At 67.7% G+C, this 15,428-nt stretch carries 10 protein-coding genes and 2 pseudogenes; 4 read left to right on the top strand and 8 right to left on the bottom strand.

The annotated features are described in order from the left end of the window. Window positions 1-4 precede the first annotated feature (4 nt). Window positions 5-670: a hypothetical protein gene (locus AB0398_RS32585; RefSeq protein WP_366379279.1), complete on the bottom strand. Its 666-nt coding sequence runs from the start codon at window positions 668-670 to the stop codon at window positions 5-7. A 561-nt stretch (window positions 671-1,231) separates the two neighbouring features. Between AB0398_RS32585 and AB0398_RS32580 the strand changes: the two genes are divergently transcribed. Continuing rightward, window positions 1,232-4,384 (top strand): amino acid adenylation domain-containing protein, encoded by a 3,153-nt coding sequence (locus AB0398_RS32580; RefSeq protein ID WP_366379278.1) that lies wholly within the window; start codon window positions 1,232-1,234, stop codon window positions 4,382-4,384. 80 nt (window positions 4,385-4,464) lie between these two features. On the opposite strand, the gene AB0398_RS32575 is transcribed toward AB0398_RS32580, so the two are convergent. The 7 genes and pseudogenes from AB0398_RS32575 to AB0398_RS32545 all read right to left on the bottom strand — a co-directional run. After that, window positions 4,465-5,577: a beta-eliminating lyase-related protein gene (locus AB0398_RS32575; RefSeq protein ID WP_366379277.1), complete on the bottom strand. Its 1,113-nt coding sequence runs from the start codon at window positions 5,575-5,577 to the stop codon at window positions 4,465-4,467. Between the two features lie 39 nt (window positions 5,578-5,616). Continuing rightward, a complete protein-coding gene (locus AB0398_RS32570) occupies window positions 5,617-6,267 on the bottom strand; it encodes a hypothetical protein (protein ID WP_366379276.1) in 651 nt (216 codons plus the stop codon). Between the two features lie 67 nt (window positions 6,268-6,334). Continuing rightward, window positions 6,335-7,552: an amidohydrolase family protein gene (locus tag AB0398_RS32565; RefSeq protein ID WP_366379275.1), complete on the bottom strand. Its 1,218-nt coding sequence runs from the start codon at window positions 7,550-7,552 to the stop codon at window positions 6,335-6,337. A 70-nt stretch (window positions 7,553-7,622) separates the two neighbouring features. Next, on the bottom strand, window positions 7,623-9,362 hold the full coding sequence (locus AB0398_RS32560) for an NAD(P)/FAD-dependent oxidoreductase (RefSeq protein WP_366379274.1): 1,740 nt from the start codon (window positions 9,360-9,362) through the stop codon (window positions 7,623-7,625). Next, on the bottom strand, window positions 9,359-10,930 hold the full coding sequence (locus AB0398_RS32555; RefSeq protein ID WP_366379273.1) for a glutamate--cysteine ligase: 1,572 nt from the start codon (window positions 10,928-10,930) through the stop codon (window positions 9,359-9,361). The genes AB0398_RS32560 and AB0398_RS32555 overlap by 4 nt, the downstream gene beginning before the upstream one ends. 57 nt (window positions 10,931-10,987) lie before the next feature. Continuing rightward, window positions 10,988-11,641, bottom strand: coding sequence for a hypothetical protein (locus AB0398_RS32550; protein ID WP_366379272.1), 654 nt, complete (start codon window positions 11,639-11,641; stop codon window positions 10,988-10,990). Between the two features lie 637 nt (window positions 11,642-12,278). After that, window positions 12,279-12,398 (bottom strand): annotated as a pseudogene (locus AB0398_RS32545) (IS5/IS1182 family transposase); the annotation flags it as partial. A gap of 75 nt (window positions 12,399-12,473) precedes the next feature. Between AB0398_RS32545 and AB0398_RS32540 the strand changes: the two are divergent. From AB0398_RS32540 to AB0398_RS32530, 3 genes and pseudogenes are all read left to right on the top strand, one after another. Then, window positions 12,474-13,683 (top strand): annotated as a pseudogene (locus tag AB0398_RS32540) (IS3 family transposase). 280 nt (window positions 13,684-13,963) lie between these two features. Beyond that, complete coding sequence (locus AB0398_RS32535; RefSeq protein ID WP_366379271.1) at window positions 13,964-14,566, top strand: hypothetical protein; 603 nt, start codon at window positions 13,964-13,966, stop codon at window positions 14,564-14,566. Between the two features lie 278 nt (window positions 14,567-14,844). Next, the gene (locus AB0398_RS32530) at window positions 14,845-15,330 is read left to right on the top strand and encodes a hypothetical protein (RefSeq protein ID WP_366379270.1); all 486 of its coding nucleotides are present in this window, start codon (window positions 14,845-14,847) and stop codon (window positions 15,328-15,330) included. Window positions 15,331-15,428: the final 98 nt, after the last annotated feature.

The raw sequence follows: 15,428 nt of genomic DNA, 5'->3' as shown, positions 1-15,428 counted from the left end.
CTTTTCAGGAATCGTTCGCGGCGGACTTCCAGAAGTCGCCGATCGATTCTTCCAGAAGGCGGGCGTGGAACAACGCCTCCTGCGGATCGTCGCCACGGTCCAGGCCGTCCTGGACGACATCGAGCGCCAGCTCGGTCAGCTCATCGGACGCGCCGCCCTCGTAATACTCGACGAACTCCGCGGGAGCGTCGATCCTCAGCTCCCGCACCTGTTGCACGAGGGATGCGCAACCGGAGAAGTACACCACCATGTCCGTATAGGACGAGAGCGCGAAAGAGGCCTGGCTCCCCCTACTCGCCACCCAACTGAGCGTTCCGTTGAACGCGTAGGTTTCGCGGCCCTCGGGCCAGAACCTCTCGAAGGGGTCGGACATGCCGAGAGCTTCGGCGCACTTGCTCAGTTTCGGCTGAGCGTCGTAGACCAGCCGGGAGAGGCTGATGAACAGATCAGCAGCCGGACGGAGCGGGAAGCGCGCCAGCATGGTCCCGTAGGCCGCCAGTTCGGCACGATGACACTGAGCCTCGGTGCCGACCAGGCGCCGAAACAGCTCCGGCGCCCGGTCGCGGTCACCGAGCGCATCGAGAAGGGCGTTGCCCACAGGGGCGCGTTTGCGCTGCTCCCCGAGACGTCGCGCGAGCTCCCTGGCGTCCGAAGGAATGATGTCGGGCATGTAACCTCGTCCTTTTTGGTCGTTTGGAATTTTCTCCGGGTTGACCGCAGGGTGCCTGCAAGATTGATGCGAGCACGTAGAGAGAAATGGCACGCTACGACTGAATAAAGGCTGGGTAAGCATTTGACGATCTCCGTCAGCCCACGCCACGACCTGCCGGGCCCCCTCCATTACTGCACGAACCACAGGGACGGGCAAGGGGGCTATCAAGATTCCATTACCTTGCCGCAACGATTTTTGATCTTTTAGGCAGTAGAGCCGACTCCATCGCCTACCTTACTGGCCCAACCGTCTCAATAAGGGGGGTTAATCCCTTCCGGACCCCTGCTGGACGGATCGCAGGTTAACTACTGTTGCGCATGTTTTACGTGCGCCGGAAGAGGCGAAAAGATTTGGAAATTTTTCCAGCGAAGTGAATCGGATAGCGATACCCGGGTAGGCCCCAAAAGAATCGTCGTGCAGGCATCCGGAACTCAGGGGATTGCGCATTTCTTTGCTGCTTCCCAGGTCGGGCACAGCCGCCGGCAACTGTCCCTCTACCCTCAGTCATCGAGGCGCCGTATGGTCCAGCTCCCTATCCAACTGCCGGACTCCGTCCGGCGGTGGAACGACACCACCACCGATTACCCCCGGGATGCGCTGATTCCCGAACTGTTCGAGGAACAGGCCCGGCTCCATCCTCGCTCTCCCGCGGTGCTGTGGGAGGGAGGAGTCTGGGACTACGGCGAACTGCTGGATCGCGTGCAGCGCGGGGCGGCACGTCTGCGGGCGCGCGGGGTGGAGGACGGGGACCGCGTCGCGCTCCTCCTGCCCCGCTCTCCGCAAGCCGTCGCGGCCGTGTTGGCCGTCCTGGAGGCCGGCGCGGTCTACCTGCCCCTGGACCCTTCACATCCCGCCGACCGTCTCTCCTCGATTCTGCACGACGCGGGCGTCCGCACGGTCGTCACCGCAGACACGGAAGCGCGCACCGGGCAGGCCGGAGAACTCACCCGGATGACCGTCACCGAACTCATGTCACGGGAAGGCCCCGTTCCGGCCGGGAACCGGACAGCGCGACGGCGCGCCACCGATGCGGCCTACGTCATCTACACGTCCGGATCGACCGGCAAGCCAAAAGGCGTCGTCTGTGCGCATCGGGGCCCCGTCCGCCTGGTGCGCGGAACCGAGGTCCTCCGGCTGACACCGGCCGACCGTCTGCTCGCCACTACCAATCTGACCTTCGACGTCTCCTGCTTCGAACTGTTCGCCCCGCTGCTGAACGGCGCCGCCCTGGTCCTGCCCGACCCCGAGACCCTCCTCGACCCGACTGCCCTAGAACAGCTGCTCGGCGACCGCGGGATTACCGTGATGTGGCTCAGCGCCGGCCTCTTCCACCTGCACGCCGAACAACGTCCCGGGATGTTCTCGGGGCTCCGGTGCCTGATCGCGGGCGGAGACGTCCTCAACCCTTCCGCCGTGAGAGCCGTACTGGAGCATGGGGCCCCCACCCTCTTCCTCAATGGCTACGGCCCCACCGAGAACTCCGTGTTCTCCACCACGCACGTCATCGACTCACTCACCCCGGAAGCCCATGGCGTCCCTATCGGCCGGCCTGTGGCTGCCTCCACCGCCTACGTCGTACGGGACGACGGCACCCTGGCTGAGCCTGGGGAGGTCGGTGAACTGTGGGTCGGTGGTGATGGCGTGGCACTCGGGTACCTCGGCGACCGCGCCAGGACGGCGACGGCCTTCCTCCCCGACCGGTTCCGTCCCGGCCCGGGACGGCGCCTGTACCGCACGGGAGACCTGGCCGAATGGCGGACGGATGGGGTCATCGAGTTCCACGGGCGCAGGGACAGGCAGGTCAAGATCCGCGGCTTCAGGGTCGAACTCGACGAGGTCGAGACCACCCTCACCGACCACCCGCAGGTCAACGAGTCCGCCGTCGACATCCTGGGGGAGGGCGCCTCACAGCACCTGGCCGCCGCCGTCGTGCCCGCGCCGGAACAGGACGACGGCCTGCCCGGGCAACTCGACGAGTACCTGCGCGAGCAGTTGCCGCCGCACATGCGGCCCGCGCGCGTCGTCCCCGTACCCGAACTCCCCCTCAACAGCAGCGGAAAGATCGACAGGAGTCGGCTGCGGGAACTCACACACGGCGCGAGCCGGGAACCGGTGGGAACCGCCGAAGGCCCCCAGGGAAAGAACGAGGAGGTTGTCGCCGAGGTCTGGCGCCGCTTTCTCCGCGTCGACGGCGTCGGGCGCCGGGACGACTTCCTCGCCCTGGGTGGTACCTCACTCCAGGCAACCCGGATCGCCGCGGTCGTGCGTGAACGTCTCGGCATCCGGTCGGCCTTCACTCGTGACCTCCTCCGGGTCCTCCTCGACAACCCCACTCTGGCGGCGTTCACGGAGCGGGCGTCCGAGCTGCGCCATGCGCCCGAGGACGCCACCCATGACACTCCGGTCGACTTCGCCACCGAGGCCGTTCTGGACCCGGCCCTGCGGTTCGACGCGCCCACCGCCGACGGTGTCCCGACGGAACGTCACAAGGAGAAGGTCCCTCGTTCCGTGCTGCTGACGGGAGCGACCGGTTTCCTCGGGGTCCACCTGCTCGACCGCCTCGCCGCGTCCGGTGTCCGGCGCGTCTACTGTCTCGTGCGCGCTCGCGACGGTGCCGAGGGCCTCGCCCGTCTGCGGGGCCGACTGCGGCACTACGGCCTCGACCCCGACCGCTGGGCGGACCGTATCGCGGTGGTGCCCGGCGATCTGGGTCTGCCGCATTTCGGACTGGACGACGGAACCTGGGACGACCTCGCTCATGAGTTGGAGGTCGTCCTCCACAACGGCGCCCAAGTCAACTTCGCCTACCCATACGAGGCCCTGTCCGCTGCGAATGTCGAGGGGACCCGGACCGTCCTGGCCCTGGCGACGGAACGGCGGCTCAAGGCCGTGCACCACGTCTCCAGCATGAGCGTCATCGCCGGTTCCGGACTCGCCGGTGTGCGGCGGGTGGACGAGGACACCCCTCTGGCCCATCCGGAACTGCTCTCCCAGGGCTACACCGAGACCAAATGGGTCGCAGAACGCCTCGTCTCCCTGGCGGCGCGGCGCGGACTTCCGGTCACCATTCACCGGCCCCACGAGATCACAGGTGCCACGGACAGCGGCACGTGGAACACCGGCACCATGATGTGCGCGCTCTTCCGCACCGTAGCGGAAACCGGAACGGCCCCGGACGCCCCTCTGCTTCTGGACTTCATCCCGGTGGACTACACCGCGGCCGCCGTGGTCCACATCCTCACCCACCAGCCCTGCGAGGGTCGCGTCCACCACCTCGCCAATCCCCGCCCCGCGTTGTTGCACCTGCTGGTGGAGCGGCTGCGTGCCATGGGTTACCGGGTCCGGGAGCAGCCCTACTCCACCTGGACCCGGCAGATGGCCGAGCTAACAGCCCGCGATCCCGAGCATCCCCTGGCCCCGTACGTTCCGATGTTCACCGAACCAGCGCGTCGTTCCACCGTCTCGATCGCGGAGATGTACTTCGCCGGCACGTTTCCACGTTTCGGCCGGGACAACACCGAGGACGCGCTCACCGGAAGCGGTGTCGTCTGCCCGCCCGTCGACGCACGGCTGATCGACACCAATCTCCGGTTCCTGAGGGGGGCCGGTCTCCTTCCCGCCCTCAGGACACCGGACAAGGACGAGGACCGCGGGAGGGAGCCAGCCGGGTGACGCCCGGCCCCAGCCGGCCGACAGACGCCTCTTGCGCCGGTTGCCGGGCGGGGTTCCCCACCCGGCAACCGTTCCCAGACCTATGGCCGAAGGAAATCCTTCTCACGCACATCGACCGCCCGCGCCACCGCTGCGGCGAAGTCCCGGACGTCCTCTTCCGTGGTGTCGAACGAACACATCAGGCGCACTTCGTTCCGGTTCTTCTCGTCGGGGCGCAGGTCATACCGTCCGGAGAGCGCGGCCGGAACGGCTCCGGAGAAAATGACGAACACGGCGTTGGCCTCGACCGGCCGGACGACCTTCACTCCTTCCACCCGTGCGAGGAGGGAGCCCAGCAATCTCGCCATGGCATTCGCGTGAGCCGCGTTGCGGTGCCACAGGTCTCCGCCGAGGAGCGCCTCGAACTGGACGGAGAGGAAGCGCATCTTGGAGGCGAGCTGCGTGGTGCGCTTGCGCAGGCGGGCCACGCCCGAGACGCGGGACGGGTCGAGGACCACCACGCACTCGCCGAAGAGGAGACCATTCTTGGTTCCGCCGAAGGACAGGATGTCCACCCCCGCGTCCGTCGTGCAGGCCGACAGGGGGACGCCCAGGGACGCGGCCGCGTTCGCGAGGCGCGCCCCGTCCATGTGGACGGCGAGATCGTGCGCGTGGGCGCGCACGGCGAGATCGCGGATCTCCTCCGGGGTGTAGCAGGTTCCCAGTTCCGTGGCCTGGGTCAGGGAAAGAACCTGCGGTCGGGCACTGTGCTCGTCCGCCGACGCCTGCAGCACCGCTTCCACCGCACGGGGCCCAATCTTCCCGTCCAAGGAGGGGACCCCCAACAGCTTCAGTCCCGCGACATGCTCCGGTCCCCCTCCCTCCTCCTGGTTCACGTGGGCCCGGTCGGCGCAGACGACCGCGCCCCATCGGCTGGTGACGGCCTGCAGCGCGACGACGTTCGCTCCGGTGCCGTTGAAGACCGGAAAGACTTCGGCGACAGGTCCGAAATGACGGCGGAAGGTGTCCTTCAGATGAGTGGTGTAGTCGTCCTTTCCGTAGGCCTCCTGGTGTCCACCGTTCGCGAGGAGCAGTGCGGAGAGGATCTCCGGGTGGGCGCCCGAGCAGTTGTCGCTCGTGAAGTCGCGCCGTCCGGGGTCGTGACGCAGGATCGCGTCGGTGGGCAGCGACGAAGGCCGTGCGGATGAAGTCACGCGGATCGGGGAGGCCTGGCTGGTAGGAGCGGCTGCTCTTCAACCACCCGCGACGTAGCTCCAGTACGGGTCGAGGAGCGTTCCGAGCTGCCGGGCGGTGTGCAGGACGCGGGCGGGTTCCTCGCCTTGGGCCAGACCGTACTCGAGGACCTCCAGTGTTCCTTCGGCGACCTCCGGGGGCGGCCTGTCGCCCCACGACTCCATGTAGGTGAGCACGGGGACCGGGACACCGGGTAGTTCTCGTGAGGCCTCGATGATGCGGGAGAACAGCGTGCACCAGGTCGACAGGTCTGTGTGGAGGTAGAGGGCGGCTTCGGCGGGGCCGGCCTGGGTGCCCATCCAGGTCAGGTCCCGTACCACGCGGAAGAGCCCTTGGTCGACTGGGACCGGCGGGATGTCGGGGCCGGGGATGTCGACGGACGGTGCTGCTTCGCGCAGGAGTCCGCGTGCGGTGGCGATGGTGTGCTGAACGAACGAGAACATGGTGGCGGGTATCTCGTGGCGGTGCCGGGCCACCAGGAGCGCGTAGGTGGACAGCTCGGCCTCCTGACACTGGTACTCGGCCAGCAGGATCCTCCTGAAGTGCTCGGGACCGATCTGTCCGGAGCGTGCCAGTTCGACGATCCTGTTGCCGCTGACGAACCGTTCGACGTCCGGTTTCATCGCTTCGACAAGCTGCTCAGGTTTCATGATGTTCTCCTTTACGGGTGCGGGTATGTAGGGAGACGGACGGCTCGCCTCGGAGGGAAGCGGCCGATTACCGGCGTACCGGACGGCCCCGTTGGATCACGTGCCGTGCGCGTCCGGTGGCGGTGATGTCCTGGAAGGGGTCGCCTTCGAGGGCGACGAGGTCGGCGGTGGCCCCGGGGGTGACGGCGCCCAGGTCGGGCCGGCCGAGGAGGTCGGCCGCGGTGCTCGTGGCTGCCCGCAGGGCGCGCAGAGCGGTGTAGCCGTGGTCCATCAGGGTGGGGAACTCGCGCCAGTTGTCGGCGTGCGGGAACATGCCGGCGTCGGTACCGAACGCCGTCTTCACATTCGTCCGGGCGGGCCGCAGGAGTCCTTCGCGCAGCGCCGCGGCATGTTCGCGGTAGTTCTCGCGTGCGAAGACCATGGAGCCGCCCCAGAAGGCGTCGTCGTCGAGCCGGTCGAGGAAGTAGGTCTGCACGTACTGGGTGGGCACCAGGAACGTGCCGGCTTCTTCCATGGCCCGGTAGGTGGGTGCGGTGGCGAAACAGCCGTGCTCCACGCTGCGCACTCCTGCGGTGACGGAGCGCATGACGGCGCGGTCGGTGAAGACGTGCGCCGCGCAGGGCAGGCCGAGGTCGTCGGCGGTGGCGACGATGGTGTGGACCTCGACGCGCGAGTAGGAGGTGCTGGTGGGGCTGTCCACTGGTGACGAGAATCCGCCACCGCCCGCGAACTTGATCCAGTCCGCTCCCGAGCGGGCCTGCTCGCGTACCGCGCGGCGCAGCCCCTCAACGCCCTCCGCGAGGGTGCCGATCCGATGGCCGTACCGCTGGGCGAGATCGGGCTTCTTGTCGCCGTGCCCGCCATGCGGAGAAAGGATGTTGGGTGCCGCGAGGATGCGCGGTCCCTCGATCAGGCCGTCCTCGACCGCGTCGCGCAGTGACACGTTGAGGGGGAGGTGGGCGCTGCCGAGGTCCCGGACGGTGGTGAACCCGTTGTGCAGCAGCGTGCGAAGCACGGGCACGGCGGTGAGGGTCTGGTACGCGGCAGGTCTGGTCTCCGCTCCTTCGTCGAGCAGGTGGACGTGACAGTCGATGAATCCGGGTAACAGCGTGCAGCCGGGCATGTCGAGCACGTCTGCCTCCGGACCCGGGACGAGGTCGTGCGCGACGGAGGCGATGCGGCCGTCGCGTACGAGGACGGCCAGTCCCTCGACGGGGGCGTCTGCGATCCCGTCCCATAGGCGGTCAGGTCGCAACAGGATCTCTCGGTCGGGGGGTGTGCGCACGAATACCTCCGGAGCGGCGGACACGGCGGGACAGGTACGGGGGCGGGCGGCGTGGGCCGGGCGTTGCCGCTCAAGGGGCGGTGAGTGGGGTGTAGCGAGGGTCGCTCCAGACGTCGCCGGGGCCCGGATTGCCGGGCTCAGGGCGGGCGCCGAGCTGGTGCAGTACTCCCCAGGCGGCATTGAGACCGGAGGCAAGGGCGTGGTCGAGCCAGCCGGGCGACCAGGACGTGTCGTCGCCGGCCAGGTAGAGGGCGTTGGGCGGTTCGCCTGGTATGGCCGGGGAACCGGTGAAGTCCTTGAGGAAGTGGGCGAAGAGGTCCCGCTGGTAGGGGTAGTCACCCGGGCAGGACCAGCGGCACAGGCCGCGGAAGTTCTTCTCGTTCTCCCACGACACCGTCACCGCCTCACCCGTGCGGACTTGGGCACGCAGTTCGTCCGCCAGCGAGGGGTGGATCTCGGCGAGGTCGCGGACGAAGAGGGCGACCCTCTCCTCCAGGTCGGAGGGGGCGACCTTCAGGGCGTCCTGGGCCCAGCTGAAGCTGAGGTCGAGCACGCCCCGGCGGCCTCCGGGGCCGCGGGCGGGCCCGTAGTCCATGGTGTAGGCGGCGCGCGGCAGCCGATCGGTGAGGGTGACGCCGTCCATGGTCGTCGCCTCCCAGAACGGGTGTTCCACCACGAGGGCGGTCTTGGCGGACTGCCAGTAGGAGAGGCGGCGTATTGCCCTCCACAACCGGGGACCGAAGACGGGGACGCGCGGGTCGGTGGAGCGTACCTCCACCCCGGTCTCCAGGAGGCGCAGCTGCGGAGTGAACACCACTGCAGCGAACCGTTCCTCCCGTCCGTCCGCATCGTGCACCACCACACCGCGCGCCGCGTCCGGCTCGACTTCCAGAAGACGTACGGCGGGTCGCGGCGCCCCTTCGCTCGCCTCCTCCAGGCTGCGCGTCCGTCCGCGCGGGTCGACGACGGGACGGGTCCAGAAGCCTTCGGCGAGCCGGCTGATGCCGTCGGGCGCGTACAGGGTGTCACTGCCTTCGGTGCACAACAGCAGTCGCAGGATCTCGATCACGCTGATCTCGAAGAAGGAGTCCCAGACGGCGGGTCCCACTCCCGCGGTACCCAGGAGCCGTGCCTGGTCGTGGGTCAGACCCGCACCGTCCGGCTCGCGCAGGAAGCGATAGAAGGACCAGGACTCGAACTGAATGAGTAGTTGGTTCCAGCGACGTCGCGCCGCGACCAGGTCACGCGCGGCCAGGTCCCGCAGGATCTGCGGGAGACCGATCCGGGCGAGGACGCGCTGCCAGTGCGTATGCACCTCGCGGAAGTCGTCGTGCCGGTCGTAAAGGTCCTGGATCTTCGCGGCCGGGTACTGGACGCCGTCCACGTCCAGCACGGTCAGCGGTGTGACGGGGGCGGCGTAGTTGTCGCGGAACGGCTCCATGCGGACGCCGAAGGTCCGGGCATATTGGCGTAGCAGGGTGGCCGAGTCGGGAAAACGCATGCAGCCCAGTTCCACGACGGCGCTGTCCTCTTCACGGAGACGGCGGCTGTACATGCGTCCCCCCAGGCGTCGGCCGCCCGGCCCGTCCGTGCTTTGCTCGGCCTCGTACAGGACGGGGTGGCAGCCGGCCCGTAACAGTTCGTAGGCGGCGGCCAGCCCGCTGCCGCCGGCGCCGACGATAGCGACGCGCGCCCCTCGGATCTCCTCGGGTAGTCGCCCCATACGTCGGCCGTCGCCGACGTGCGCGGCGTAGTCGAAGGGGAAGTCGACCTGGAGATCGGTGGCGGACGGGAGCGGGATCGGGCTCATCGGTGGCTCCGGAGTGGAAGGGTGGGTGGTTTCCAGGTGTGCACCGGCGTGGCTCCTGCGGCGAGCTGTGCGTAGTGGACCGTCAGTTCCGCCAGTTCGGCGGAGTCTCGTTCGCGCTCGGACCGTGGGGTGTTTGGTGGGCTGGGCCGTGCGGTTCCCCCCGTCATTCGTTCTGCGGGTTTCCCCTCCGCCGTCCCGCGTCTGCGCAGCGCCTCGCGCGTGCGCTGTTGCCACCACGCGCCCGTACGGCCTGTCGCGACCCGGTGGTGCAGCAGGTCCAGCAGGCCATCGGCCTCGTCTGTGGCCACAGAGAGGAGTGCCAGTCCCTCCCGGGCGCGCGGCAGCAACTCCTCGACCAGGGTCCCGGCCCTGTACTCGCGTGGTGCCGTTCCGGGCGAGGGCCACCATAGGGAGGCGTGCAGGCCGTCGCGCGCGGCGCGGTAGAAATTGGTCTTGGCGAGGGTGAACGGAAGTTCCTGGGCCACGTCGCGCCCATCGGCTGTCAGGAAGAGGGTGAGGCCGACCAGGAAGGCGGCGTTCGCGGCCATATCCAGCGGTGTGGGTCCGGACGGGAGGGCCCGGAACTCGATCCGCAGGTGGCCGAGGGGGTCGTACACCGGCCGGTTCCACCACCACACCGTGCTCAGGTGCAGGCGGAGTTCCTCCAGCGCCGGCCAGTGGCCGGTCGCGTCGTGGTCGTTGGCGGGCGAGACCTCCGGCAGCAGGACGTCGTAATGGCGTGTGGCCACCTCGAACGCCGTGAGAGGGCCGCCCCGCATCCATCCGGGACCGAACCCGACCCGGGGACGCCGGGGGCCGGAGCCGGGGGAACTGCGGTCGCCGAAGCCGTGTTCATACACCGGAATGCGGGCCTCCTGCCATCCGGGCCGGCCCAGCGGGAAGGGGGAGTTCCCCGCAGCCGCCAGGGCCGGTCCGGTGGCGAGCTGAGCGGCGTTGAAAGCGCGGTGGAAGAGGTACGGGGCAACTGTCAGATGTACCTGCCAGGAGCATGCCGCGCCTTGGACCGCTACGGACTCCGCCCTGAGCAGGCCCCGTTCCCCCACAGGTAGGTCGAAGGGCACGGAGCGGCGGTGGCTCCAGGCCTGCTCCAGCGCGTGGTAGCGCGGGAGGTCGGTCAGTGCCTGCGCCGTCAGGTCGGCCGGTGTAAGGGTGGGCAGGGTCCCGATCGGGACCGCTGTGACCCCTCGGTGCCGCGGTGCCGCGGTGGTGATCCCTGTCAGTGTCCGTGTGGCCTGTGCGGCCAGGGCGGTGAAGGGGCGTCCTCGCGCCGGAACCGGCGTTAAATTCGCCTCAAGGTTGAAACGGGCCACCTCCAAGGTGAGCAAGTCGTCCTGGGCGGCTTCGCGGACAGCCGCGTTCACCGGGGCCGGACGGCCGTCCAGCTCGATGAGGGAGAACTCGAGCTCCGCCCCCAGTGTGGGCGGCTCCGCCCCGAAATCGGGGTCGGTCACCGCTTTCCCCAGCAAGGAAAGGCACTCCGTCAAACGGGACCGGAACTGTGCGTGGTCCTGCTCCGTGAATGCCACCCGTCCGACTTCGCGGCCCATGTCACTCCCCTGTACGGCCTTGTGTCCTCTTCCGGTCCAGTCGTGGTACGGCGCTGTTCAGGCGAGTACGGCGACCGCTCGCCACCAGTCCCGCAGTGCTGGCTCCATCCGCACCGCGCTGCGGGTGATCCAGTCGTCGGGTTCGTGATGTTCCCTGCCGTACTCGATGACCTCCAGGACGCCGTCCGCCACCTCCGGCGGGTTGTCCCGGTAGGCGTCGACGTACGCCACCATGGCCTCCGGCACCTGTTCCGTTTCGGCGAGGATGTCGGCGAGGACCGCGCAGGAGTTGCACCACAGCGTGAAGTCGGTACGGGCCAGAAGGGCCGCTTCCCCTGCTCCGGCGTGCAGGGCGACCCACGAGATGAATTCGGTGAACCGCCGTACAGCCTCCAGCCGGGGCTCCCGGCGCATCCGGTCGACCGACATCCCCAACGCGGGCGCCAGGCCGGTCACCATGCGTTGACGAGCCTTCATCAGCTCGCCCGTGACGAAGGAAAAGAATCCGCCAGGGACCTCGTGCGGGAACCGAGAGATCAGCAGGCCATAGGCGGTGAACTCCGCTTCTTGTGACTGAAACTCCGCCAGCGCGAAACTCCGCAGATGTCCTTCCTCGATCATCCCCTCCCGAGCCAGTGACAAGAACTCATTGGCACTGAGGTGATCGGGAATGTTCGTTCCCACACGGTCGATGAACTCGGTGGCAGGCAAGAGAAAGACCCCCTCGAAGGGAAGATCACGGTTGGCAGCAGGGACAGCACATCGAAACCCATAGGTGGATCCGGCCAGCAAGCACCACGTTTTCGGCGTGACACCTGAGCGTCCTGCTCGCACGACCAAGAATTGCCCTTGAGGACGGAAGAGGCAAGCGGATCCGATTATTCCGATCCCCATCCCCTTCTCGCTCGATCACTCGAACCCCGCACCGGAACAGCGAGACTGGGCATCTGAGCTGCGCAAACCACTTCTTTCCCACCCGCATCTTCGCAGAGCAAAGGGGGAGGAAAAATCTATGAGTGCCCGAATTCCATTTGACACAGATTTCACACGGGACACTCCCGCATCTCATCGAACCACTTTCTCATCCCTGACGCCCGCGAGGGTCGATTTGCAACGAATGATGCGGCAGGGGCTTCACCCCATGCTCCAGCCTCCGACACTTTCAGGACAATTTCAGGTCACCGATTTCACCGGTCTCCACATGCAACCATCCATGGAATGTAACGACCCCCGGCCAAATGATTCGGCGCAGTCGTGTGACGCCCGGTGCGCGAGAACAGGCCGGGCGAGAGATAACCGGACGGCAACGAGAACGGCTCACAGGATCATAGAGCCGTTTTCATCCTGATTAGCTGCAGGTCAGGAGCGTGTGGACGGCTTGGACGATGGTGCCGATGCGGCGGGTGGAGCATCGGGCCCGGCGGAGGATGCGCCAAGACTTCAGCTGCGCGAAGGCGCGTTCCCCGGGAGGGAGGGGCCTTGACCCCGGATTTTGGACACCGGAGAGACTTGGATCTTGATGGTCCAGGAGAACGGAGTCCCTGTGGGGATGAAGCACTATCCCGCCGAGTTCAAGGCGGACGCGGTCGCGTTGTACCGGTCGAGGCCGGGAGCGACGGTCAGGTCGGTCGCGGCTGATCTCGGGGTGAACACCGAGACGCTGCGGAACTGGATCCGGGTCGCCGACGGCCGCCGGCCCGGCGCCCACTCCACGCCGCCGATCCCTGCGCAGGCCGGCGGTGACGACGTTCAGGCGGAGCTGGCCGCAGCCCGCAAGAGGATCCGTGAGCTGGAGGAAGAACGCGACATCCTTCGCGAGGCGGCCCGGTATTTCGCGACGGAGACGCGCTGGTGAACCGCTGCCAGTTCGTCGAAGACCACCAACGCCGTCACGGCGTGAAGCGGCTCTGCGACATCCTCGGGCTTTCCCGCTCGAGCTTCTCCTACTGGCGCCGCACCGCGGCCGCACGGGCGGCCCGGCATGCCGTCGAGGCCGGGATCGCGGCCCGGATACGCAAGGTCCACCAGGACTCCGACGGCACCTACGGCGCCCCCAGGATCACCGCCGAGCTCCGCGAGGAGGGTGGCCCGGTGGTGAACCACAAGCGCGTCGCGAGGATCATGCGGACCATCGGGCTCGAGGGGTGCGTCTGCGCCGCCGGCACCGCACCACCCTCGCGGACCGGGCGGCGCCGAAGGCACCGGACCTGATCGGCCGTGACTTCTTCGCGTTCGAGGTGAACATGAAGTACGTCGGCGACATCACCTATCTGCCGGTCAGCGGTTCGAAGCCGCTCTACCGCGCGACCGTCATCGACCTTGCCTCACGCCGACTGGCCGGGTGGGCGATCGCCGACCACATGCGGACGGAACTCGTTATCGACGCCCTGACGGTCGCCGAGCGCACCTGCGGAAGCCTCGCCGGAGCAATCATGCACACCGACCACGGATCCCAGTATTCGAGTAGAGCATTCGCCGAACTTTGCAGGTCAGCAGGGGTTCAGCAGAGCATGGGTGCGGTCGGCTCCAGCGCCGACAACGCCGCCGCGGAAAGCTTCAACGCCGCCTTCAAGAGGGAGACACTCAAAGGGAGGAAGGCCTGGCCGAACGAGCGTGAGGCCAGACTCGACACCTTCCGCTGGCTGACCCGATACAACACCCGCCGTCGGCACTCCCGCCTCGGCCAGCGGTCCCCGATCGCCTACGAGAACGCCCTCCGACCAGCAGCAACTACCCTGACCCCAGCCGCATAGACGTGTTCAACATCTGGGGTCAAGGCCCCTCTGAGGATCCGAGACGCTGTGACTGATTCCCAATCGTCGTTGTCAAGCAGTCGTAGGGTTGTGCGGGAGAGCGAGCTCGCGGTCAGGGACGTGCGTCTTGGTGGTCCTCAGTGCTGACGCCGAGGGCGGCTCGGGCCACCGCCAGGCGCTCCTTGAACTCGGATATCCACCCTTCACCTGGTGTTCGACTGCCTTCAGTGGCACGACATCGACGTGGAGGACCCGGACGGGACGGTGCGCCGCCGGCCCGATGCAAAAGGTCCGCCGGCGGCACAAACTCCCGCTCCATCCCAGCGACGGCCAGGTCATCACCTGCCAGCAGGACCACCTGCGGCGCCATTCCCCGCACCTGTTCCATGAAGACGGACGGCCCCGCTCGACCTGCACGGTGCTGTTTCCCACCCCGCGCCGCTCCCGCGCCAACGCGCTCGGCGAGCGGCCCTACGACAGCAGCACGATCGGTTACTGGCTTCAGACCTGGCTCGACCAGTTCGCAGTGACCGCCGAACAAGGTAAGCCCTTCGACCCGGCACGGGTGCTCCCCTACGCCCTCCGGCACACCTATGCCCAGCTCCGCGCCGACGGGCACGGCTGCCCGGTGTACAACGGCTGCTTCTCCTGCACCTTCTACACCACCGACTTCACCCACCTGCCCGAGCTGCGCCAATTGCGCGCCGGGAAGGCGGAGCAGCTCGCTGCGCTGGAGAGCGCCTACGGCGGCGTGCTTACCGCGGGGCCGTTGAACGCGGCGGGCCTGGAGCTGCTGCGCCAGGAGGTTCAGCAGATCGACGAACGCGTCGGCAAATGCGAAGCCGACATCAGCTCCCTCACTCCCGAGAAAAGGACCACGTAGGAATCCTGGCTCCACACCAGAGACTGGTTTCTCACCGTCATCCCCGTGGCGGCGATTCTGGCCGGGCAGCAGCGTCTAGACCAGCCGACCGTCGACCCGATCGTCACCGAATCGACGACGGGATGACGCGCCCGGCCACCCCGCACAGGCAACCAGGTCGGGCGCCAATCCCCGCCCGTCGGGCCGAAGTCCTCGACGCGGGCAGGGCGGCCGCCGTTCAACGGCGCCGTGCCGACAGCGAACAATGCCGACAGCGGGTCCTCGCCGTCCTGGCCGCGATGCGCAAGAGCCGCCAGGCCCTTTCCGACGCGGAGATCACCCGGCGGGTCGCCGTCAACTCACAGTACCTTCAACGCCGCCGCGATCTTAAAGTCGCAGCCGAGGCCGTCCGCGCCCATCTCGCTCAGAATCCGTCACGAGCTGCGGCAACTGCAACCGCCCGTAAGGAGGCAGCACTCGAAGTCGAAAACCGCATGCTGTTGGAACAGAACGCCGCCCTGCAACGGACCCTTCACGAGATCCAGAACGAGCTACGCACGCTACGCGCCAACGACCTGGGTGCCCGCCTCCGCGACGGCATGAACGCCCCCTCGCCGCGGGACTCGGAGATGGAGGAACTGCGCGCGCAACGAGACGCAGCACTCGCAACCGGCCGTCAAGCAGAGACTGCCATGCAGGCACTCCGTAACGTCAACCAGCGGCTGATGATCGAGAACGGCCGGTTGATCGCCGCGGATACTGCAGAGCCCCTGATCAATCAGTAGATGCCTGTCAGGCACGGTTCGCTGCGGGCTACTTACCTCCCACGCTCCTGTCGCGTCTCTCGCATCCAAGGTAGTGCTGACAGCGTGGGCGAGGTTCC

The sequence above is a fragment of the Streptomyces sp. NPDC086147 genome, from assembly GCF_040702165.1.
Taxonomy (GTDB): Bacteria; Actinomycetota; Actinomycetes; order Streptomycetales; family Streptomycetaceae; genus Streptomyces.
This window is presented reverse-complemented; position numbering and strand designations above follow the sequence as displayed.

What these genes read in the sequence shown, in the direction of transcription:
- AB0398_RS32585 (WP_366379279.1), bottom strand. Translation starts at nt 670, where the DNA reads ATGCCCGACATCATTCCTTCGGACGCCAGGGAGCTCGCGCGACGTCTC.
- AB0398_RS32580 (WP_366379278.1), top strand. Translation starts at nt 1,232, where the DNA reads ATGGTCCAGCTCCCTATCCAACTGCCGGACTCCGTCCGGCGGTGGAAC.
- AB0398_RS32570 (WP_366379276.1), bottom strand. Translation starts at nt 6,267, where the DNA reads ATGAAACCTGAGCAGCTTGTCGAAGCGATGAAACCGGACGTCGAACGG.
- AB0398_RS32560 (WP_366379274.1), bottom strand. Translation starts at nt 9,362, where the DNA reads ATGAGCCCGATCCCGCTCCCGTCCGCCACCGATCTCCAGGTCGACTTC.
- AB0398_RS32555 (WP_366379273.1), bottom strand. Translation starts at nt 10,930, where the DNA reads ATGGGCCGCGAAGTCGGACGGGTGGCATTCACGGAGCAGGACCACGCA.
- AB0398_RS32535 (WP_366379271.1), top strand. Translation starts at nt 13,964, where the DNA reads ATGCAAAAGGTCCGCCGGCGGCACAAACTCCCGCTCCATCCCAGCGAC.
- AB0398_RS32530 (WP_366379270.1), top strand. Translation starts at nt 14,845, where the DNA reads ATGCGCAAGAGCCGCCAGGCCCTTTCCGACGCGGAGATCACCCGGCGG.